At 68.0% G+C, this 22,441-nt stretch carries 16 protein-coding genes; 7 read left to right on the plus strand and 9 right to left on the minus strand.

Annotated elements, in window-relative coordinates; genetic code table 11:
- Positions 1–11: 11 nt before the first annotated feature.
- From mprF to RF701_RS13425, 3 genes are read right to left on the minus strand one after another with little or no spacing between them, the layout of a single operon-like run.
- A complete protein-coding gene (mprF, locus tag RF701_RS13415) occupies positions 12–2,573 on the minus strand; it encodes a bifunctional lysylphosphatidylglycerol flippase/synthetase MprF (protein WP_308815244.1) in 2,562 nt (853 codons plus the stop codon).
- On the minus strand, positions 2,573–2,971 hold the full coding sequence (locus tag RF701_RS13420) for a DUF2147 domain-containing protein (protein ID WP_210357090.1): 399 nt from the start codon (positions 2,969–2,971) through the stop codon (positions 2,573–2,575). The genes mprF and RF701_RS13420 overlap by 1 nt, the downstream gene beginning before the upstream one ends.
- Positions 2,972–2,973: 2 nt before the next feature.
- Positions 2,974–3,735 carry an AcvB/VirJ family lysyl-phosphatidylglycerol hydrolase gene (locus RF701_RS13425; protein WP_210357089.1) on the minus strand — a complete coding sequence of 254 codons (762 nt, stop codon included), beginning with the start codon at positions 3,733–3,735 and terminating at the stop codon, positions 2,974–2,976.
- A gap of 286 nt (positions 3,736–4,021) precedes the next feature.
- Here RF701_RS13425 and RF701_RS13430 point away from each other — a divergent pair, with 286 nt between their 5' ends.
- A complete protein-coding gene (locus RF701_RS13430) occupies positions 4,022–7,102 on the plus strand; it encodes a TonB-dependent receptor domain-containing protein (protein WP_308815245.1) in 3,081 nt (1,026 codons plus the stop codon).
- A gap of 54 nt (positions 7,103–7,156) precedes the next feature.
- Here RF701_RS13430 and RF701_RS13435 read toward each other — a convergent pair whose 3' ends face one another.
- The 4 genes from RF701_RS13435 to RF701_RS13450 all read right to left on the minus strand — a co-directional run bounded on the left by RF701_RS13435 (position 7,157) and on the right by RF701_RS13450 (position 13,326).
- Positions 7,157–10,528 carry a DNA methyltransferase gene (locus RF701_RS13435; RefSeq protein WP_308815246.1) on the minus strand — a complete coding sequence of 1,124 codons (3,372 nt, stop codon included), beginning with the start codon at positions 10,526–10,528 and terminating at the stop codon, positions 7,157–7,159.
- A gap of 488 nt (positions 10,529–11,016) precedes the next feature.
- The gene (locus RF701_RS13440) at positions 11,017–11,553 is read right to left on the minus strand and encodes a hypothetical protein (RefSeq protein ID WP_308815247.1); all 537 of its coding nucleotides are present in this window, start codon (positions 11,551–11,553) and stop codon (positions 11,017–11,019) included.
- 70 nt (positions 11,554–11,623) lie between these two features.
- On the minus strand, positions 11,624–12,601 hold the full coding sequence (locus RF701_RS13445; protein WP_308815248.1) for a hypothetical protein: 978 nt from the start codon (positions 12,599–12,601) through the stop codon (positions 11,624–11,626).
- A gap of 233 nt (positions 12,602–12,834) precedes the next feature.
- Positions 12,835–13,326 carry a hypothetical protein gene (locus RF701_RS13450; protein ID WP_246847981.1) on the minus strand — a complete coding sequence of 164 codons (492 nt, stop codon included), beginning with the start codon at positions 13,324–13,326 and terminating at the stop codon, positions 12,835–12,837.
- A 91-nt stretch (positions 13,327–13,417) separates the two neighbouring features.
- Here RF701_RS13450 and uvrA point away from each other — a divergent pair, with 91 nt between their 5' ends.
- From uvrA to RF701_RS13475, 5 genes are all read left to right on the plus strand, one after another.
- Positions 13,418–16,321 (plus strand): excinuclease ABC subunit UvrA, encoded by a 2,904-nt coding sequence (gene uvrA, locus RF701_RS13455; protein WP_308815249.1) that lies wholly within the window; start codon positions 13,418–13,420, stop codon positions 16,319–16,321.
- 98 nt (positions 16,322–16,419) lie between these two features.
- Positions 16,420–17,160, plus strand: a complete 741-nt coding sequence (locus RF701_RS13460) for an SDR family oxidoreductase (protein WP_308815250.1) — start codon at positions 16,420–16,422, stop codon at positions 17,158–17,160.
- Positions 17,161–17,356: 196 nt separating this feature from the next.
- Complete coding sequence (locus tag RF701_RS13465; RefSeq protein ID WP_210357082.1) at positions 17,357–17,839, plus strand: hypothetical protein; 483 nt, start codon at positions 17,357–17,359, stop codon at positions 17,837–17,839.
- Between the two features lie 38 nt (positions 17,840–17,877).
- Positions 17,878–18,357 carry a DUF3597 domain-containing protein gene (locus RF701_RS13470; RefSeq protein ID WP_308815251.1) on the plus strand — a complete coding sequence of 160 codons (480 nt, stop codon included), beginning with the start codon at positions 17,878–17,880 and terminating at the stop codon, positions 18,355–18,357.
- 75 nt (positions 18,358–18,432) lie between these two features.
- Positions 18,433–18,822, plus strand: coding sequence for a hypothetical protein (locus RF701_RS13475; protein WP_308815252.1), 390 nt, complete (start codon positions 18,433–18,435; stop codon positions 18,820–18,822).
- 233 nt (positions 18,823–19,055) lie between these two features.
- Here the strand turns inward: RF701_RS13475 and RF701_RS13480 are convergent, their stop codons facing one another.
- Positions 19,056–19,217, minus strand: coding sequence for a hypothetical protein (locus RF701_RS13480; protein ID WP_210357079.1), 162 nt, complete (start codon positions 19,215–19,217; stop codon positions 19,056–19,058).
- A gap of 114 nt (positions 19,218–19,331) precedes the next feature.
- Here RF701_RS13480 and RF701_RS13485 point away from each other — a divergent pair, with 114 nt between their 5' ends.
- Positions 19,332–21,269, plus strand: a complete 1,938-nt coding sequence (locus tag RF701_RS13485; protein ID WP_308815253.1) for a S9 family peptidase — start codon at positions 19,332–19,334, stop codon at positions 21,267–21,269.
- Between the two features lie 57 nt (positions 21,270–21,326).
- On the opposite strand, the gene RF701_RS13490 is transcribed toward RF701_RS13485, so the two are convergent.
- Complete coding sequence (locus RF701_RS13490) at positions 21,327–22,391, minus strand: cell wall hydrolase (RefSeq protein WP_374758628.1); 1,065 nt, start codon at positions 22,389–22,391, stop codon at positions 21,327–21,329.
- Between the last annotated feature and the right edge of the window lie 50 nt (positions 22,392–22,441).

Consider the following 22,441-nt stretch of genomic DNA (forward strand, 5'->3'; position numbering starts at 1 on the left):
TCGCGTTCCTCCTATCCGCTTACCAGCCGCGCGAGATCGAGCAACGCGCGCGGCATCGCCACGCCGGGCGGCGTCGCGATGTAGCGCGCCTCCCACACGGGGCCGAACTTCGCCTTGAACGCGCGAAGCCCCGCAAAGCCGTAAAGCCGCTCGCCATTGGCGAACAGGGCATGGCCCAGCCGCGCCCATATCGGGGCGAGCCGCCCCGTCGGCAGGCCGGCGAGCGGTGCCATGCCGAGGTTGAACCGTGCATAACCCTGCGCCCGACCCCATTCGATCAGCCGCACCATCATCGCCTCCATCGTGCCATAGGGCGCGTCGGGCAAGTGGCGCATCAGGTCGACGGATATCTCGGCGCCGTCGCCGGAGGACCAGATGTTGGCGAAGGCGACGATCCGCCCCTGGCACCGCACCAGCGCGACGGGAAACCGGGCGAGGTAATCGGGATCGAAGGCGCCGAGGCTGAAGCGCTTTTCGCGGCCCTTCTTGTGCGCCAGCCAAGCGTCCGACACCGCGCGCATTTCCTCGACCAGCAGGGGGACCGCAGACGCCGGCTCGACCGAGAAGGTCGCGCCGGCCTGCTCGCTGCGCCGGATCGCATGGCGCAGCGGCTTCGCGCGCGGTCCCGCCAACGCGAAGGTGTCGAGGGGGAGCAGCGCTTCCTCGCCATATTTGATCGGTTGCAGGCCAAGCTCGACGAAGAGGGGCAACATCCGCTCGCTCGCCTGATAGACGCACAATCGCCCGGCCCCCGCGTCGCATGCGCGGCGGATGCTCCACGCCAGTTCGCCCCAGGCGGCGGTCGGTCCGATCGGATCGCCCATCACCGTCCATGTCCGGCCTTGCACGCGATACATCAGGAACGCGTCGCCCGCCGCCGACACGATGAAGCTCTTGTCCCCCGTGAAGGCGAGGTTGGCGTCGGCACGCGGCGCGCGGGCCAGCGCGTCCAGGACTGCCGGCGGTGGGGGCGCATCGGTGACCCGGGTGGTACGGCTGCCGGTCAGCAACTGCCACGCGCTCGCCGCGGTGAGCAGCACACCCGCCGCGAAGCTCGCGCGCAGGAAGCGCGGCGCGTTGCCGTCGAGCGCGAACCGCCACCACAGATCGTCGGCATAGGGCGTCCGCTTGTAGGCGAAGAATCCGGCCCAGATGCTCAGGCCCAGCGCCGCGACCGCCGCCGCCAGCCACGGCCAGCGCGGCCGGTCGGTCAGGATGCCGCCAGAGCGATAGAAACTGGGCCGGCAATATTGCAGCACGCCCGCGACGACGAGCTGCAGCAGCGCCTCCTCCCAATCCAGGCCCTTCATGAGCGAGAAGATCGCGCCACCGACCAGCAGCGCGCGCGCCGCAGCCCAGCCGGAGCGGAGGCGCGCGTTGAGCGCGGGGGCGACGAGCAGCAGTGTGGTGCCGATCAGGCTGCCCGCCATGTGCGACCCCTCGATGAACGGCAGCGGCACCAGATCGTCGAGGTCGGCGAGCCGCCCCTTCACCCCCGGTAGCGCGCCCGACACGAGCAGTACGAAGCCGGCGACGAAGACGAGGGCGGTGACCGCGCCCGGGCCAAGCGCCTGAGCCGCCCTGTCGGCGATGCCCAGCGACCGGCGCAGCGGATGCCGCAGCCGCCATCCTTCGGTCGCCGCAATGCCGATCGCCGCGATCAGCAGCGGCAGAAGGTAATAGATCAGCCGATACAGGAGCAAGGCGGCGAAGATCGTCGGCCGGTCGCCGGGCACCGTCGCCAGCACCACGGTCTCGAACACGCCCAGGCCGCCGGGGACGTGCAGGACCAAAGCGACGATGACCGCAACGGCATAGGCGACGAGGAAATCGGGATAGGCGCCGACCGCAGTACCGGGCACCAGCACGAACAGCGCGGCGGATGCGCCCGCCAGGTCGATCAACGACAGGCCGGTCAGGGTGGCCATGTCGCGCACCGCAGGCACCGGCATCCGCCAGCGCGAGACGCCGATACTGGACAGCCCGCGTGCCCGCGCGATCGGCGGGATGGCGAGCATCGCGATCAGCCCGGCGCCGATCAGCCGCGCGGCGAGGGCGGGCACCGTCACCGGTCCGAGCGCGACGGCACCCGGCGTCAGCAGCAGTCCGATCCCGGCCGCACCGAAGATGCCGCCCCAGAAGGAGACGCCGGCGATCCCCGCGACCTGCGCGACCTCGCCCAGGGACAGACCCGCGGCGCCATAGATGCGCAGTCGGGCCGATCCGCCGGTCAGCACGGCCATCCCGAAATTGTGGCTGAGCGTGTAGCTGGTGAACGAGCCTGCCGCCGCGATCCGCCACGGTTGCGGCCGGCCGATCGTGCGCAGCGCGACCCAGTCGAGCCCGGTCAGCACGAGATAGCTCAGGACCGTCAGCCCCAGTGCCGCCGCGATCCTGCCGTCCGGGATGGCATGGAGCGCGGCGCGCACGTCGCGCAGATGCACCTGCTTCAGGACGATGTGCAGCGCCTCGAACCCGATCAGCGCGATCAGCGCGACCGCCGCCACCGTCAGGATGCGACGGTAGCGCGCGGCCAGCGCCAGCGCGGCATCGATCCGGGCGTTCACATCCATCAGCCGATCCGGTGCCAGACCTGCGATTTGCACAGGAAACGGCCGAGCAAGCATTGCGATATGGTCAGCCGCGCCGGGGAGTGTTGCTGGATGTGCGAGGCATAGCTGCGACCCATGTCGGGTATGAAGACGCGGCCCTCCCAATGACCCGCGCCGACCCGGCGGTAATCATGGAGCAGGCGCGTGCCGACCAGCGGCGGCAGCTTCGCCTGCCGCGCCGCGGCCTGCGCATGGGCGCTCGCCCAGACGATCGTGCCGCACAGCGTGCCGTCGGGGCAGGGATGGGTCTCCACGGCCAATGTGCCCTTGGGATTACTCCAGCGCCCCATCACCGGGTCGCGGGCCGCGGGCGGCGTCTGCGCGGCAAGCGCGAACAGCATGGCGACGAACGCCGGCATGGTCAGCGGACCGCCCCCGCCGGGGCGGGCAACGCACGGCGGACCGCGTCCATTTCGTGCGCAACGAGCGCGCTGTGATCGTTTTTCAGGAAATGCCCCCCCGGCATCGCAATGACGCGCGCTTCGCGTCTATGCACCAGCGGACAGGCGCTGTCGCCTTCCTCAATGCCGTAGATGCAGGTCAGCGGCGCCCAGTCGCTTTCGTTCACCGTGTCGGCGGCGCGCGATGCGGGCTTTCCCAGATAGGCGATGCCCGACGGGTCCGCGCGGAAGAATATCGTTTCGCCCGGCACGACCAGGACCACGCCCGCCACACGCGCGCGCAGGTCCGCGGGCAATGCGATCAGGCCGGTCTGCAGGATGTCCGCGCCAAAGGACTGGCCGATCAGGACCAGCCGCTCCGCGCCCGTCCGCGCCAGGCCGGCGCGCACGCCGTCGGCGACGATGCGGTCGACCGTCGCGGCGCTGCGCCATCGGCCGAACAGCGTCGGCGTATTGATGCCGAGGACGGTGACACCCTGCGCCGCGAGCCCTTCCGTCGTCTCTGCCGCCATGCCGAAGCGCAGGCCCAGATCGCCGGAGAATACCACCGCCGCGATCGGCAGCGCCGGTGCGTGCGCCGGGTAGAGGCGCGTCGCCTCGCCAGCGAAGAAGCCAGCCGCCGTCCACAGTCCGGCCATGCCGCACGCGATCGTCGCCGCGATCCCGCCGACCGCGACGACGCGTCGGCGCAGGCGGCGAGGGGGGGCGGACGGTGACGACATGGGGTCAGGCTCTGCGCTTTTGTTGCAGCCGCCGCAATGTCCGGAGGCCGTGAAATCATACGTCGCGCGTCGCGCCTAGATCACTGCCACCGCGGCATGCGAATGGTCCGTGACACGGACGTTTCAGCATGTTGCCGACTGTGTCTTCCGCGCAACATATCGGAAAAATGATGAAGTCCACGTCACTAGGTCAGTGGTCCATCTGTTTGAAACACTCTAGGGGCGCCGATCCGGTCAGCTATGCTGCCCGAATTGGTCGATAACAAGACATTTAGGATCAGGGACCATGACCATCGCGTACCGTCGCCAGTTGCTCGCGACCTCTCTTCTCGTCGGCGCGGCCATGCTCGCGACGCCCGCCGCCGCGCAACAGGCCGGCACCCCGGCACCCGCGGCGCAGGACCAGACGGTCCCGAACACCGGCACGCCCGCCGACACGACCAACGATCAGGCCGCCAGCCCGGCCGCGACCGGCGTCACCCCCGCTGGCGACGACGCGACGTCGACGCAAGCCGCGACGCCGGGCGGCGACATCGTCGTGACCGGTTCGCGCATCGCCTCGCCCGCCGCCGCCAGCGCGTCGCCGCTGCAGGTGATCGGCGCCGAGCAGATCCAGCAGCAGGGCGCGATCAACGTCCAGGAAGTGCTGCAGCTCAACCCCGCCTTTGGTTCGCCGGGCATCAGCCGCACCAACTCGTCCTTCGCGACCCAGGGCGCGGGTGCCGCGACCGTCAACCTGCGCAACCTCGGTGAGGACCGCACGCTCGTGCTGGTCAACGGCCGCCGCTTCGTCTCGGGCCAGCCGGGCAGCCAGGCGGTCGACCTCAACGTCATCCCCACCCAGTTCATCGACCGGATCGACGTGCTGACCGGCGGCGCCTCCGCCGTCTACGGCTCGGACGCGGTCGCCGGCGTCGTCAACATCATCTACAAGAAGAATTACGAGGGCCTGCAGCTCGACGGCCAGATGGGCATTTCCGAGCATGGCGACGGCGCCGACCGCCAGGTCAGCCTGCTCGGCGGCAAGAACTTCGCGGACGGCCGCGGCAACATCATGCTGTTCGGCAGCTATTCGAAGCAGGGTACCGTCCTGAAGCGCAACCGCTCGACCGAAGCCGGCTCGAGCGCGGTCGATTCGACCAGCAACGACATCTATCCGAACGATCCCGTGCGTCCGTTCCTGTCGAGCTATGCGCCGCAGGGCCGCATCATCGCCGGCGGGCAGAGCTTCACCTACGGCCAGGACGGCGCGCTGCGCAACTGCTTCAGCGCAAACGGTACGGGCGGCTGCGTCAACGCCAACGGCACGGTCGCCGGGCCTGACGGCTTCAACCGCTCCGACTATCGCTACCTCGCGGTGCCGGTCGAGCGCTACGTCGCGGCGGGCCGCGCCAATTTCGAAGTCTCGCCGGCTGCCAACCTGTGGCTCGAGGGCAATTACGCCAAGACCAAGGTGCAGACGGTGATCGAGGCATTCCCGCTCGATTCGACCTTCGGCGACCCGCGCCGCAGCGCGCAGATCCCGATCGAGACGATCGTCGGCGGCGTGCGCTATCGCAACCCGTTCGTGCCGGACGCGATCTTCAATGCGGCAACCGACACCAATGGCGACGGGCTGCGCGACGTATCCTTCACCCGCCGTCTGAACGACTTCGGCCCCCGTACCAGCAGCGCGGATCGAGATCTGTTCCGCATCGCCGGTGGCCTTGACGGCAGTTTCGCCGACGGCCGCTGGCAGTACGAGCTCTACGGCATCTACGGCCAGTCGAAGGAGCATCAGGACGGCACGGGCCAGTTCAACACGCTGAACTTCATCCAGGCGCTCAACGCCTATCGTGACCCCGCGACCGGCCAGATCGTCTGCGCCGATCCGACGGCGCGCGCGGCGGGCTGCGTCCCGGCCAACGTCTATGGCGGCGCGGGCCTGCTCGCCCCGGCGGCCGGCTATCTCGCCGTGCCGACCACGCTGGACGCGAAGGTGACGCAGACGGTGTTCGGCGGGAACGTCACGGGCAAGCTGTTCTCGCTCTTCGGCGCCGACCCGATCGGCATCAACATCGGCACCGAATATCGCCGCGAGACCAGCAGCAACACGTTCGACCTGCTGACGCAGCAGGGGCTGAACGGCAACAACGCGCTGCCGGCGACCTCGGGCCGCTTCCACGTCTGGGAAGGCTTCGGCGAGGCGATTGTCCCGATCATCCAGGACAAGCCGTTCTTCCATTCGCTGTCGGTGCGCGGCGCGGTGCGCGTGTCGGACTATTCGACGGTCGGCACCACGGTCAGCTACAACTACGGCGGCGAATGGGCGCCGGTGGAGGACATCCGCTTCCGCGTGATCAAGGCGCGCTCGGTGCGTGCGCCGAACATCAACGAGCTGTTCTCCGCCCCGCAGCAGAACTTCCCGTCGGGTCTGGTCGATCCGTGCACCGGCGTCACCGCGACGTCGACCGGCATTGTGTCGACCAACTGCCGTGCGGCGCCGGGCGTACTCGCCAATATCGCGGCGAACGGCGGCGTGTTCACGCTCAACCAGTCGGATCGTCAGGGCATCACCAGCTTCGAGGGCGGCAACCCCAACCTGCAGGAAGAAAAGGGCGACAGCTTCACCGCCGGCGTCGTGATCAACCCGCGTTCGGTCAACGCGCTGCGTAACTTCGTCCTGACGGTGGACTATTTCAACGTCCGCATCCGTGACGCGATCGTGCAGACGCCGCTGCAGTACATCCTCAACCAATGCTACCAGGGCGGCGCGACCGATTATTGCAATCGCATCACCCGCCGTGCGGCAGTGAGCGGCCCGAACAGCGCCGGTTCGATCCAGCAGCTGACCACCTCCTATCTCAACAGCGGCGGCGTCAAGACGTCGGGCATCGACACCACGGTGACCTGGCGCCAGAACCTCGCCGACTGGGGTCTGGACGGTACGCTCGGCCTGCGCGGTTCGTACACGCACCTGATCTCCGGCTATACCGTGCCGCTACCGGGTGCGGATCGCGACTATTTCGCCGGCGAGATCGGCGCTTCGCGCGACAAGTTCACCGTCAACGGGTCGTGGGATATCGAGGGCGTCGGCCTGACGCTGACCGGCACGTGGCTCAGTCAGGCAAGCGTCGACGATCAGATCACCGGCGAGCGTCCGGGCTCCGATCCGCTCGTCCGCGTCCGTCCGCAGTTCTACCTCGACTCGCAGATCCGCTTCCGCACCAAGGACAATTTCGAGTTCTTCGTCGGCGGCGACAATCTGCTCAACAACAAGCCGCCGTATCTCGCCGACATCGGCGCCTCGGCGGGTCAGGATACCGATGCCGGTACCTACGACCCGCTCGGCCGCCGCTATTACGCGGGCGTGCGCATCGGCTTCTGATCGACCAGTTCGTCAGCGAACCTTTGGGGGTGGCCGCAGGGCCGCCCCCTTTTCTTATGCGGCACGGCGCAGGCGATAGCCTTCACGGTCGCGCGCGACATGGCCGAGCCGCGCCAGCGCCTCCAGCGTCGCCGCGACACGGCGTTCGATCTTGCGGCCTTGCGCAAATCCCCGCGCGATCATCGCCGCATCCAGCACCGCGCCCGCTCGCAGCGCGGCAAACACCGCCGCCGTCTGGCCGACCGCATCGCGCGGGAACCGGGGCTTGGCGTCGGGCGCGTCGAAGCGCGCCTCGAACTGCTCGGACGGCGCGCCGATGCCGGGCAGCGCGCTGAGCCCGGCGCGCGCGATCTGATACGATGGGCGCAGCCAGCGCACCTTGCCCCGCCGCTCCTCCGTCCGGCGCTCGGCGTTGAGCGCGACGAGGCGGGCGACGATCTCCTCCGCCGGCAGGTCGACCGGCCAGCCATAGGCGTCCGCCACGGCGACATCGATCCGGTCGTGCAGTTCCGCGATGATGTCGACATGGCCGCGACGACGCTGGTCCTGTTCCCTCCTGGCCAAGGCGGCGCCGTCCTTCACCTTCTGGAGGATGTTGTACATCACGGTCAGCGTAATATCCGGGTGATCAGCGGCGACGGAATCACGGAGGGCTTGAAGCTCCTCCGCAAGGTCGGCGATGCGCGATTGGGTCGGAGGCGTGAGCGGGGGCAGGGGAAAAGGATCGAAGCTCGCAGTCTTTGCGTAAACGGCGGGCTTATTGAAGATGCCGATCATACCTGCATTCGCGAGGTACCATTTTCGATGAACCCTTGAGTGGAGGATGCCCATCACGGCGGCGTCGTCTGCGGCGATGCACACTATCTTGTTGTCGGGCAGCACGCTCGCGTCGACGAAGGTGAAGATCCGATGCTTGGCTGTCTCGACGGTCGCGATGTAGCGGCTCAGGTGCGCCAAAGCCGGGCGCAGTTCGCGACGGGGTTCGCCGAAAAGCCACCATTCCTCACGGTAGCTTGCCCTGTTGTTGCGAAGGCGATCCGCCTTCACCGTGGTCAGTAGATGCTGGTAGACCTCCGGATACCGTCGCCGCACCTCTGATTCGTTTAAACCGAGCAGATCGATCACGAGTACGCCGCGCGGGCGTCCGACGAGGTCGCGACCGTTCAGATAGGGCCGGATGTGGCCGGACAGGCCATCGCGGCGGGACCTGCCCATCGCCTCGGCCTGCGCCGGCGTGACGATGAAGCCGGCACCGTGGAGCTTGACGCCCGGCGAACACAGCCATCGATTGGCGACGAGCGCCTGCGCCGATTGCAGGTCCACACCCATGCTGAAGTCCGCATGGATGCGCCCCTCACGCGCAGCAAAGCCGATCTCCGGTGCGTCGCTGTCCAGCCCGCGCTCCTCCGTCACCGTCAGCGCGACGCCGTCGTGCACGCCCGCCTCCGCCACGCTCATCGCGATGCGCACCGCGGCGGCGTCGCGGGTGGCCTTGGTCCACGGATGATCCGCGATCGCCATCACCAGCGAGACGGGCCGGGCGGCCGCCATCCGCCGGGCGATGACGCGGCGGCTGAAGGTCTGGGTGATCGAGTTGGTCGTGACGAAGCCGAACCGCTTCAGCCGTGTCCCCGGCTCCGTCAGCCGCTCGGCCGCGCGATCCCACCAGTACATGACGTAATCGGCCGACCGGTTGACCTTGGGATGCGCCTTCCACAGTGCGGTCGCATAGGCATCGCCCAGCCGCGCACGGATGTCCTTGCCACCGATGAAGGGCGGGTTGCCGACGATATAATCCGCCTCCGGCCAGGCGGGTCGCGTCGGCCGGCCCGCGGCGGGGCCCTCGTGGCGCAGGATTGCGTCGCCGACCTCGATCGTGCGCAGCGTCTCGAGGACAGGGTCCGACACCGTGCCGCCATTGCGGATCTGCCACTGCAGATAGCCCAGCCACAGCACCAGCTCGGCGATCGCCGCGGCGCGCGGATTGACCTCGATCCCCAGGAAATGGCGCGGGTGGACGGTCGCGGTTTCGAGCGCCAGCGCCTCCTGGCCGCCGAGGTCGGCGAGCACCTCCAGCACGTCGCCCTCCAGGCGCTTCATCAGTTCGAGCGCGACATAGAGGAAGTTGCCGGTTCCGCATGCCGGGTCGAGCACGACGATGCCCGCCAGCTTCTCGTGAAAATCATGCACCGCGCGGATCGCGGCGGCGGGATCGGCGCTGCGCTCGTGCTCGACGGTGCCGAGCACGATCTCCTCCCATTCGCGCTGGAGCGGCGCGATCACGGTGGCGACCACCAGCCGCTCGACATAGGCACGCGGCGTGTAATGCGCGCCCAGTCGGCGACGCTCGCGCGCGTCGAGCGCCTGTTCCAGCAGCGTGCCGAAGATCGCCGGCTCAACCTCCGTCCAGACGTGTCGCGCGGCCTCATGCAGTTCGCCGATCTCCGCGGGTTCCAGCGCGATCGCGCGCGCATCGGCGAAGAGGCCGCCGTTGAACCGGCGGATCGGCCGGTGCAGCACGTGCGAGAAGCCGCCGCGGTTCATCTCCGCCCACAGGCCCTCCAGCAGGGGCGCGAAGGCCTCCGGCGCCGTCCGCGTTTCCGCCAGCAGCCGCGTGAAACAGCCCCTCTCCAACAGGCCGGTGTCCTCCGCGAACATCGTGAACAGGCAGCGCATCAGGAAATGGGCGACGGCCTCGGCATCGTGGCCGCGATCCTCCAGCCGCTTGCTGACGCGCGCCAGTCGCCCGGCGATGTCGCGGGTCACGGTCGCGGCACGACGCGCGGGATCGAGCGCCTGCGGATCGGTCCAGATGGCGACCAGCCGCGCGCGCACCTCGGCACGGCGCAGGTCGTCCAGGTAGATGCGGTAGCCGCCGCGATCCGGGAACTGCCGGTAATTCTTTCCCTGACCGGAAAAGTCCGCGAACACCTCGATCGCATGGCCGACGTCTGCGACCAGGATGAACGGCGGCCAGCCGTGGCTTTCCGGCAGCGCGCGGGCATATTGCTCCGCCTGCTCGCGCGCGTTGCGCATCAGCACGTCCCAGCCGCGATGCGCGCTGCGTCGTCCCCGCATCGCAGCCTCGAAGCCAGGTAGCGTCGCCTGCGTGCCGCCGAGCGACACCTCCTTCGCCCCGCCGGGCTCGCGGCTCTGCTTGGCCTCGAGGACGAAGCAGCCTTTCTTGTAGAGGTCGATGCGTCCATGCCCGGTTCGGTCGCCACCGTCGTGGAAGGTCACGGCGCGCTCGAAGACGTAATCGTTGCGCGCATGGTCCGCCTCGGCAGGGTCGGGACGATCGAGGCCGAGAAGATCGCACAGCTCGGTCAGGAACAGCACGTAATTCGCGCGCTCGGCGCCGCCCTCGTTGCGGCGCCAGCGCTCGATGAACCGGTCGATCCGTATTGTTTCCACATCGTCCGCCATGGCGTTCCCCCTGTCGGCAGGGTGGCGCGGCGGTACGACCAAGCTCCAGCACAGATGGCTCCGATTTGCTGTTCAAAACCGATCATTCTTCTTTTGTTTTCGACCATGTCGACGGTGCTCGGGCCGGACGGCACACGCGTCCGGCAAGGTTGCCACCGCGCGATCGGCAGCCTCCGGCTCGCGAAACCTCCGTCGGGACAAGGGTGAGGCGACGCGCCATGGCCTGCCCGACCTGGGGCGTGACGAGAGGCTCGGCATGCGGGCGGCGGGCTTGCGATCGCACGGCGGCGATGTCCTGCCATCAAAGAAACGGCCGGCGCCCCCCGGCGGGTCGCGGCAACCGGTGCCGGTATTTCGGATCGATCGGGCGCCGTCATGAGGCGGGCGCGCCCACGGTTTCTTCGCACGATCTCACCGTCGAGACCGCGTCGTGCGAAATCGGGAGGCGGCAGCCCGGCCGCCGCCTCCGACCGGCATGGCGAAAGGCTTTAAGCGAACGCCTTGTCCGTCAGTTTCTTGATGGTCGCCAGTATCGTGTCGTAAAGGTATTTGACGGTTCGCGCATCGACACCGTCGAAGTTATCGATGGCGGTGATGTCCTCCGCCTCCGGTACGCTCGCTCCGACGCCATACGCGATATTCGCCAGGATGGCGGCATTCGGAGGCAGTCGATTGCATTTCCGGAACGAATAGCCGTCACCGCGGGCGAGGGGGCTGTTGAAGTGATAGCGCTCCGCTGTGGGCGACGCCTTGGTGACGAGCATCACGTTGCCCGCCGGGCTGAGCCCGACGATCATGCCGCAGGTGTTCCACAGTCGATTGTGCCAGCGCGGTTCGAACTGCGGCTGGCTCGGATCCGTCAGCCAAGCGCGAAGCGTCGGCAGCGGCACGATCCTGTCGCCGCCGTCCGCCCCTGCGCCGACGATGTCCATGAATCCGTATGCGGCGCCGTCTATCGTCGTGCCGTAGCGACAGCCCAACGTGTGGTTGAAGATGAAGAGCGCTTCTTGTGGTGTCAAAGGCACGGTTGATCCTCCTTGCAGGATTCGTTCGCTGTCTCACCCGACGGCGCCCGGGCGGGCGCCCGGGTGCGGTTTAGGCGGCAAGCCTTTCCCGGATGTGGCGCCGCGCCAGCGCGGCTTCCCAGGGGTTGAAGAGGTGGTCGATCTGGAGTGCTTCGCTCGCGGCAGCGGCGACGCCGAACTCTGTCAGATCCAGCTCGTCGAACAGCCGGTCGACCGTATCCGTGACGGTCTTGTACTTGTTGTATTGCTCGATCACCTTGTCGCGATCCGCCTTGGTGTCATCGAGCGCCAGGTCGTAGGCGGCCTTTGTCGACTGGTAATCCTTGATATCGTTCTTCACGATTTCTTTCAGGCTGGTGGCCTGTTGCTGCCGAATCGTGATGATAAGATCGTTGAGGATGGCCAGTTCCTGCTCGGTCGTCGCCAGGATCTGCTGGATTCCCACGTATTTCGCTTCGTCGGCACTCACATAGGCCTCGAACACGATCTGGAACGCACCGATGAACTGATTGCTGAAGAAGCGGTTTTCCTTGTAGACCTTGCCGGAAGACGCAAAGAATAGATGAAGGCCGCCCGACAACGGCAGGTCGCGCAGTTCCGACTTGCGAGTGACCTCAGACCTGATCGAAAACTGGCTGAGCGCGCCGGAAATCAGGGCCTGCACGCGTGCGACGATCAGCGAATAATCGCCGGCGAAAATGCCCTTGAACTTCTTCGCTTCTTCGATCGTGCTCTTGCTGGCTTCGTCAGACCCGGGCACCTTGGAGGACGGGTAATCACCGGCGGCCAGCGCGTCGCCGATCGACTTGATGATCGCATTGACGCGATCCAGTCCCCAGTCGCCGTAGTTCTGATAGTCGCTGCGTCGTTCGCCGAACAGTCGCGCGTGATCCCATCCGTTAGCTTTGTAATGTTCGTCGACCAATGTGCGAATTTCGGCAAGAAGCTTGTCTTCGTCGGCCTTCGACTCGGTGCCGAGCTTTTCCATGAAGCTGCGAAATTCGGCGTCTTGTTTTTCCTTGTCCTTGATTGTTGCAGTCTTTCCCACGACATTGCTCCCTGCGAAATGCAAGCGATCGTGTAAATCGCAGGGGAGTCGGAGAGTAGGCCAGACGTATCCGTAATGGCATCTTATCGCGTCATGCAGATGCGCATTCGGGGCCGCGATGCACTGCCGGTCAGGAAGGCGCCTGATTCATAAGGAATTGGGTAGACCCGTTTCGGATGTGCTCGGCGATGTCACGGCCAATTCGGATCCATGAAATCGTGGAAAGTGAAAGGTCATGCCTTCTTCGCGAACAGCTTGCCCAGCACCGTTTCGGCCACCGTGCCCACCATCGCCAGCATCGCGGCGGGATCGGGGTCGCGGTCGGTACCCCGAGGCGGGGCGGGGGGCGGCGGTGGGGAGGGTGGCACCGCGCCTTTCGCGGCCGGCTCCGGTGGGACGGGTTGGGGCTGGGCCGGCTGGAGCGGGGCCGGCTGCGTCGGCGCGGCGTCGCGCTTCGCCCGGCCCTTCGCCACCGCCGCGCTCGCCGCCGCGGCCGCCATCGTCAGGCCCGCCGCCAGCATCTCCCGGCCCTGCGGCGTGTTGGCCTTTTCCAGCACGGCGCCGCCGATCTCGCGCACTTCCTTCGGCAGGCGGATGCCCATCACCTCCTTGGGCAGCTTGGTCTTCTTCGCTTTCCCGACCTTCTCGGCCTTCTCGGCCTTCTTCGCCTTCTTGTCCTTCGCCATCGTCGCCTCGTCGCTGTGCCTGACCAAGGTAATACACATGCGGGAGGGATCAATGGTGCTGGCAGCAGCTTTCGCGCGTTCCTATCTGCAAACCTAGCATATTTCCCGGAACAGAAGTAGAACCGCGAGCATGAGCCTCACCACCATTTCCGTCCGCGGCGCGCGCGAGCACAACCTCAAGGACGTCGACGTCGACATCCCGCGCGACACGCTGACGGTGATCACCGGCCTGTCCGGCTCGGGCAAGTCGAGCCTGGCGTTCGACACCATCTATGCCGAGGGGCAGCGGCGCTACGTCGAATCTTTGTCGGCCTATGCGCGCCAGTTCCTCGAGCTGATGCAGAAGCCCGACGTCGACCATATCGAGGGCCTGAGTCCCGCGATCTCGATCGAGCAGAAGACGACCAGCCGCAATCCGCGCTCGACGGTGGCGACGGTCACCGAGATCTACGATTACATGCGCCTGCTCTGGGCGCGCGTCGGCATTCCCTATAGCCCCGCGACGGGCGAGCCGATCGCCGCGCAGACGGTCAGCCAGATGGTCGATCGCGTGATGACCCTGCCGGAGGGGACTCGCCTTTACCTGCTCGCCCCCGTCGTGCGCGGCCGCAAGGGCGAATATCGCAAGGAGTTGGCCGAGTGGCAGAAGGCGGGCTTCACCCGCGTCCGCATCGACGGCGAGATTTACGAGATCGACGAGGCGCCCGCGCTCGACAAGAAGTTCAAGCACGACATCGAGGTCGTCGTCGATCGCCTCGTCATCCGCGAGGATATCGCCACGCGGCTTGCCGAAAGCTTCGAGACCGCGCTCGGCCTCGCCGACGGGCTCGCCTATGTCGACCCGGCGGATCCAGTCGAACCGCACACACCCAAGTCCGCGGTGCTCGGCGATCACGCGCCGCCGGGACGGATCGTGTTCAGCGAGAAGTTCGCCTGCCCGATTTCCGGTTTCACCATCCCGGAGATCGAGCCGCGCCTGTTCTCGTTCAACGCGCCGCAGGGCGCCTGCCCGGCGTGCGACGGTCTGGGGGAGAAATTGCTGTTCGACGAGGACCTCGTCGTCCCCAACCACGACCTCAGCATCAAGAAGGGCGCCGTCGTCCCCTGGGCCAAGTCCAATCCGCCCAGCCCCTATTACATGCAGGTGCTCGGCAGCCTCGCGCGCGAGCTCAAGTTCGACCTCGACACGCCGTGGAAGGACCTGCACCCCGAAATCCAGGACAAGATCCTGTTCGGCACCGGCAAGACCGCGGTGACGCTGACCTTCATCGACGGCAAGAAGAGCTACGACGTCAAGAAGCCGTTCGAGGGGGTCATCGGCAACCTCAACCGCCGCATGCTCCAGACGGAGAGCGCCTGGATGCGCGAGGAGCTGTCGCGCTACCAGTCGAGCCGGCCGTGCGAGGTGTGCCACGGCGCGCGGCTGAAGCCCGAGGCGCTGGCGGTGAAGATCGCCGGCCAGGACATCGCGCATGCGACGCATTTGTCGGTGGTCGACGCGCTCGCCTTCTTCACCGACATGCCGCAGACGCTCTCCGACCAGCAGCGCGCGATCGCCGAGCGTATCCTGAAGGAGATCGTGGAGCGGCTCGGCTTCCTCAACAACGTCGGGCTCGACTATCTCAACCTCGACCGGACCAGCGGCACGCTGTCGGGCGGCGAGAGCCAGCGCATCCGCCTCGCCAGCCAGATCGGCAGCGGCCTGTCGGGCGTGCTCTACGTGCTCGACGAGCCGTCGATCGGGCTGCACCAGCGCGACAACGACATGCTGCTCGCGACGCTCCGGCGGCTGCGCGATCTCGGCAACACCGTGCTCGTCGTCGAGCATGACGAGGATGCGATCCGCACCGCCGATTACGTGATCGACATGGGGCCGGGCGCGGGCGTCCACGGCGGCCAGGTCGTCGCGAAGGGAACGCTGCCCGAACTGCTCGCCAGCGACGGGTCCGTCACCGCCGATTACCTGAACGGCGTGCGCGAGGTTCCAGTGCCGGAAGCCCGCCGCAAGGGCAACGGCAAGAAGCTGACCGTACACAATGCCCGCGCGAACAATTTGACCGGCGTCACCGCCAGCATCCCGCTCGGCACCTTCACCTGCATCACCGGCGTCAGCGGCTCGGGCAAGTCGAGCTTCACGATCGACACGCTCTTCGCCGCCGCCGCGCGCCAGCTCAACGGTGCGCGCATCCTCGCCGGCAAGCACGACAAGGTCACCGGGCTCCAGCACCTCGACAAGGTGATCGACATCGACCAGTCGCCGATCGGCCGGACCCCGCGTTCGAACCCGGCGACCTATACCGGCAGCTTCACGCAGATCCGCGACTGGTTCGCCGGCCTGCCGGAGGCGCAGGCGCGCGGCTACAAGCCGGGCCGCTTCAGCTTCAACGTCAAGGGCGGCCGCTGCGAGGCGTGCCAGGGCGACGGCGTGCTCAAGATCGAGATGCATTTCCTTCCCGACGTCTACGTCACCTGCGACGTCTGCCACGGCGCGCGCTACAACCGCGAGACGCTGGAGGTGAAGTTCAAGGGCAAGAGCATCGCCGACGTGCTCGACATGACGGTCGAGGATGCCGCGGAGTTCTTCAAGGCGGTGCCGCCGATCCGCGACAAGATGGAGATGCTGGTCGAGGTCGGCCTGGGCTATGTCAAGGTCGGCCAGCAGGCGACGACTCTTTCCGGAGGCGAGGCGCAGCGCGTCAAGCTCGCCAAGGAACTGTCGCGACGCGCCACCGGCAACACGCTCTACATCCTCGACGAACCTACCACTGGCCTGCATTTCGAGGACGTGCGCAAGTTGCTCGAGGTGCTCCACCAATTGGTCGAGCAGGGCAACACCGTGGTGGTGATCGAGCACAACCTCGACGTCATCAAGACCGCCGACTGGATCATCGACCTGGGGCCGGAAGGCGGCGTCAAAGGCGGCGAGATCGTCGCGACGGGCACGCCGGAAGAGGTGGTGAAGGAGAAGCGGAGTTATACGGGGAAGTATCTGGCGCCGTTGTTGAAAGGCATGCGGGCGGAGGCGGCGGAGTAGGAGCCTATGTCGGCACCTTGCTTGGGTGCCTGATTGTCATTCCGGTCATCGCTATCCCCGCCTATGCTCCGGCACGCCGGCCGACATAGGGGGGCAGGATGACTTCGCTCGAACGAAAAGTTGCGCTCATCATCGGTGGAACGCGGGGCATAGGCGCTGCGATCAGCCGTCGCTTGCATGCTGAAGGCATAGCGATGGCGATCATTCATCGGGCACGGACCGATGAGGCGCGGGCATTTGCGAAAAAACTGGAGGAAGATGGCGCCCCTGTCCTGCGCCTGCAGGCCGATGTGGCCGACGAGGATGCGTTGCTAGCGGCGGTAGATGAAGCGGTCGCGCATTTCGGCGCCATCGACATTCTTGTGAACGTAGCCGGCACCGCAGAGACCGGGGACCTCGCAGAGTATGCTGAGGGCGCGTTCGATCGCGTATTCGCGGTGAACGTGCGTGCGCCGTTCCTCGCCGCACAGCGCGTGGCAGCTTCCATGCCCGAGGGAGGCCGGATCATCACGATCGGCAGCATCGTCGCAGACCGAGCGCCTGGCGCCGGTGTAACACTGTACGCCGCCAGCAAGGCTGCATTGGCGGGACTCACAAGAGGGCTCGCCCGTGATCTCGGTATCCGCGGCATCACGGCAAACCTTGTCCAGCCGGGACCGATCGATACCGAGCGGAACCCTGCAGATGGTCCACAGGCGTCGGAAAACAGGACGCCGCTTGCCATTCGTCGCCATGGTACTGCTGATGAAGTCGCGGCGCTCGTGGCCTATCTCGCCTCGCCAGAGGCCGGCTTCATCACGGGGTCGATTTACAACATCGACGGGGGATGGAGCGCCTGACCCCAAGGCCAGATTGTCTCAGGGCGCGATCATCCGAGATTGTTGATTCCTCGTCCTCAGCCGCGCCATCTCCAACCCCGCGGCGTCCCCCCTCTTCGGGAAAACTATCAACGTCGGCGACCGCCATCCCCACGGAACGCCGCCGCACCTTGACCCGTTGGGCCATCGATCCCCGACCGGCGAAAGGACATTCCCCATGGTTTACAAGAAGATCGCCTTCGGCCTCGGCGCGTTCGCCGCCGGTGCGGCGGCGTGGACCGCGGGCGCTGCCGCTTTCGGTCCGCAGCCCGGCAGGAAGCCCGGCCGCCGCGACGACGCCGCCAACGACGGCGCGTCCGATCCGCTGAACGCAGGCGTCGGCGCAGTGCCTGGCGATAGCACCACCTCGCCGATCCATCCGCGACCCGCGACCATGGCCGCCGCGCCGGTCGGCCGCGCCGAGGAAGAGAAGCATTTCGAGGAGCGACCCGGCAATCCCGCCGCCGAGCATGTGCCAACCGACCTGATGGGCGATGCGCATCCCGGCGCCGACAGCCGCGCGCCGGACGCCTTCCGCCCCGATCCCACCGCCGTGCCGACCGACGCCGAGAAGGAAGCGCTGCGCCCCGCGACGGGCCCCGCGCCAACGCTGGTCGCCGATCGCGGCAGCGGCTTCAGCGAAGGCGCCGGCGCGGCCTGAACGCCTCTCATTCGTCTATCTGTAGCAGGAGTATATCGATGAGCATCTTCGGCGCGATCCGCCATGCGATCTTCGGCGACAAGGGGCCGCTAGGTGGTCAATTCTCCGGCCATGCCGCCAACACGCAGAGCGGGCATCCGCAGACGACCGACGCCGAACCGGAGCGGCCCGCCGCGCCGGCACCCCAGGGGCCCGCCGCCGCGCCCGCCCCGGCCCCGACCCCAGCCGCGCCTGCACCGGCGGCTCCCGCCGCGCAGTCGGTCGACGCCGAGGCGGCCATCGCCCGCATCGCGCAGGAAAAGGGCAACCCGAACCTCGACTGGCGCCATTCGATCGTCGACCTGATGAAGCTGCTCGACCTCGATTCCAGCCTCGACAACCGCAAGCAGCTGGCGACCGAGCTCGGCTATACGGGTGCCAAGGATGGATCGGCCGAGATGAACATCTGGCTGCACCAGGCGGTGATGCGCGAACTGTCGCAGAACGGCGGCGCGGTACCAGCCGGATTGAAGGACTGATCCGCCTTATCCGGCAGGAACGCGGGCCGGTCCGATCCGTTGGGCCGGCCCGTTCCGCGTTCCGGAGACAATATCGTGGATTATAAAAAACTTAGCATCGGTCTCGGCATCTTCAGCATCGCGCTTGGCGCAGCCGAGCTGCTCGCGCCCCGGCGTATCGCCAAGGCGCTTTCGGCACCGGATCACCCGGGCCTCGTAAGGGGCTTCGGCGCGCGGGAGGTGGCGGCAGGCGCGGCGATCTTCCAGGCGCCGGGCCATTCGACGACGATCTGGAACCGCGTGCTCGGCGACGTCATGGACCTGACCGCGCTCGGCGCCGCCGCCCGTCGCGCTCCCGGCAACCGCGCCGTCCAGGCGGCGCTCGCGTTCGTCGCGGCCGTCACCGCCCTCGACGTGGTGACCGCGCTCGGGCTCGATCGCCAGACCGGCAGGGCGCTGCCGCTGCGCGAACCCGCGACCACCTGACCTGCGGCCCCGCCGGCCCGTGGGGAGGGCATGCGGCCGATGGTCCCCGTTATTGCTCGCACGGAGGTTCGCCGAGCGGCGTAATCGCCGCCCGGCATCGCGCTGCCGTGCGCTGGTTGTCGATACGCCGTTCCGGCGCGGAGGGGCAGCGGCGGCGACACCGGGGCAGGGGCGCGGACAGGGAATAGCCGCCGCGTAAGGTGCGCGACCGGGGTCGTCCCGGCCCGACGGCGCTAGGCGTTCTTGGTGAGCGACGACTTGCGCGGGATCGTCTCCCCTTCGGGCTGCCCCTTGTCGAGCGTCTCGCTCGGGCGGCGCGCATCGCCCGGGCGCTGATGTTCGGTCGACAGATTGGGGTCGCGCGTTTCGGTCGTCGGCTTGAGATCGTCCTTCATCGTCCGGCTCCTGTGCTCATTCGCGGCCAACGGTCAGCGCCGCTGACCCGTTCCCCTTGCGGGCGCGTCGAGGCACGCTAAGCTGCGCGCATCCACCGCCCGTCCGGAGCCGTCATGCGCTTGAAATCCGCCGCCTTTGCCTCTGCCGCCATCCTCGTCTCCGCGATCCCCGCCGCGTCGCAGACCGTGCCCGTCATCCATCAATATGGGGCGCTCGCGCTCAGTCCCGCCGGCGACCGGATCGCGACGATCGAGGCACAGGCGGGGCGTGGCGTGGTGACGTTGCGCAGCGCGGCTGACGGCAAAGTCATCGGCACGCTCGATCCCTGCGCCAGCTGCGGCTATTCGGGCCTGACCTTCGCCCCCAACGGCGACCTCGTCTTCCTCGCGCGCGATTACAAGGCCGGCACGGTCGCGCTCGACTATGTCGGGGAGGCGGGGGCCGATGCGAAGGGCAAGGTGCGAACGCTCGCGACCGTGCGCGGCATCGCGCAGACGCCGCGCGTCTCGCCCGATGGCAGGCGCGTCGCGCTGCTCGTCACGCTCGGGGCGGCTAAGGAATCGGGCGCGACGCAGGCCGGCGTGCGCATGATCGGCGAGATCGGCGAGCATAACGACGAGCAGCGGCTCGCCGTGTTCGACGTCGCCGCCAGCAACGTCGCGGACGTGCAGCCGGTCTCGCCGCAAGGCCGCTACGTCTATGAATATGACTGGACGCCCGACGGCCGCGGCTTCGTCGCGACCACCGCGCTCGGCAACGGCGACAACAATTGGTGGGTCGCGACGCTGGACGCGATCGACGCGCAGAGCGGTGCCGTGCGCCAGATCGCCAAGCCCGCGACGCAGCTCAACCAGCCACGCGTTTCGCCCGACGGCCGCACGATCGCCTATATCGGCGGGTTGATGAGCGACTTCGGCTCGATCGGCGGCGATGTCTTCACCGTGCCCTTCGCCGGGGGCACGCCGCGCAACGTCACGGCGGGCGCGAAGGAGACGGTGACGACGATCGACTGGACGCGGGGCGGGCTGCGCACCGTCAGCCTCGTCGGAGACCGCGTCCGGCTGGGCATGCTGGAGCCTGGCCGCGCGGTCGCTCCCGGCTTCGCGCAGGCGGCGAGCGCGAGCGCGGGCGACGGCCGCGCCGTCTTTTCCGCCGATGGCCGCATCGCCGCGGCGGTGATGCAGGATTACGAGCATGCGCCCGCCATCTATGCCGGCCCCGTCGCCGCGCTGCGCCAGCTCACGCACGACAACGACTCGGTCCAGCCCTCCGTCGCCGCGCGCAGCGTCAGCTGGAAGAACGAGGGCTTCGACGTGCAGGGCTGGCTGCTCGGCCCGCGCACCGCGCCCAGCGCCAAGGCGCCGATGATCACCATGGTGCATGGCGGTCCGTCGGCGGCGTCGACGCCGGGCTTTGTGATGCCGACGACGATGGTCGGGCAGCTGGTGAACGCGGGCTATTACATCTTCCTGCCCAATCCGCGCGGCAGCTATGGCCAGGGCGAGGCGTTCACCGCCGCGAACAAGCGCGACTTCGGCGGCGGCGACCTGCGCGACATCCTGGCCGGCATCGACGCGGTGGAGAAGGTCGCGCCGATCGACGATGGCCGGCTCGGTCTCGGCGGGTGTAGCTATGGCGGCTTCATGGCGATGTGGGCGAACACGCAGACCAACCGGTTCAAGGGGATCGTCGCGGGCGCCGGCCTGTCCGACTGGGTCAGCTATTACGGCACCAACGGCATCGACCAGTGGATGCTGCCCTTTTTCGGCAAGACGATGTACGAGGACATGAAGGCGTATCAGGACGTCTCGGCCGTCTATTTCGCCAAGAAGGCGAAGACGCCGACCTTCATCTACGTCGGCGAGCGTGACATCGAGGTCCCGCCGACCCAGTCGATCGAATGGTGGCACGCGCTGAAGGACATGAACGTGCCCGTCAGCCTGGTGATCTATCCGGACGCCGGCCATTGCGTCCCCGCGCCGGAACAGTCGCGCGACGTGACGCAGCGCGCGATCGCGTGGTACGACAAATATGTGAAGGCAGCGCGCTGACCCCGGTCGCGGCGGACGGATGCCGTCCACCCCGGCATGGGGCAAGGGCGGGACGCGTCACTTGAGCGGCTTGCCGGAATCCTTCCACTTGTCGAGCACGGTGGACGCGGGCGGCAGGTGATCGTCGCTCGCGGAGGCGGGCGGGGCGGTCGCCTGCGCGGCTCCCGCCATCGGAGCGTTTGTGGCGACGGCGGGTGCGACCGGCACTGCGGCGGTAGTTGCGATCAACGTGGACGGTGGTGGCGGCTCCAGCGGCGGCGCATGCGGCCCCGGCAGCGGTTCGCCGCCGCGATAGGGACGGGTGAAGGCCCCGGCGGTGCCCCAATAGCCCTTCCAGCGGTGGAACAGGTGCGCGCCGACCACGTCGGTCAGCACCAGCGTCCGGTTCCACGCCGGCGTCACGGCATAGGTATGGTAATGCGTCGCCAGCCCTACCGGCGCGAAGACATAGCCGCCGAGCGCCCGGGCCGCCGCCCGCGCCGCGCGCGCCCAGCCCCCGCGCGACGGCACGCGCGCCATCGCGCCGTCGCAGGCGAAGCTGAACTGGCAGCCCGATCGCTCCGACCCCTGATAGACGACGCCGCAGACGGTGGCGGGGAAGGCGGGGTGACGGACGCGGTTGAGCACGACCTGTGCCACCGCCGCCTGACCCGCGTCCGGCTCAGACGCCGCCTCGTAATAGATCGCGGCGGTCAGGCATTCGACCGCGCGACCGCGATCGGTCGCGCTCGCCAGCCGCATCGAGAAAGGCGCGGCGCCAGCGGCCGCCTGGAGCCCCGCCGAGAGCTGGGCCGCGGCGGCGGGCGGCGGCGGCAGCGCGATCGTACCGGTCACGCCGGCTGCCGGCGCGGCCTGTTCGGCGGCGGAGGGCATGTCCTCCGCGGCGGCATAGAGCAGCGCCGCGCCGGGGAAATGCGCCTCCGCCTCATAACCGACGGTTGCGGGCATCGGCGGCACACCACCCGCCGGGTGCGCTGCGATGGCGAGCCACGCCGCCCGCATCGCCAGCGCGACGAGCACCGCAAGCGCAAGGCCGATCGCGACCAGCCAGCCGCGCATCACCCTCCGCATCGTCTCTGCACGCACCCGCATGCCCCGCCCATAGCCGATCGTGCTGTGCAAAGCGCCCCTTTGCGGAGACCCGTCGATGCCCAAAGCGGCACAGGTCAAGG

This window comes from Sphingomonas sp. GV3, from assembly GCF_031082075.1.
In the GTDB taxonomy this organism is placed as follows: Bacteria; Pseudomonadota; Alphaproteobacteria; order Sphingomonadales; family Sphingomonadaceae; genus Sphingomonas; species Sphingomonas beigongshangi.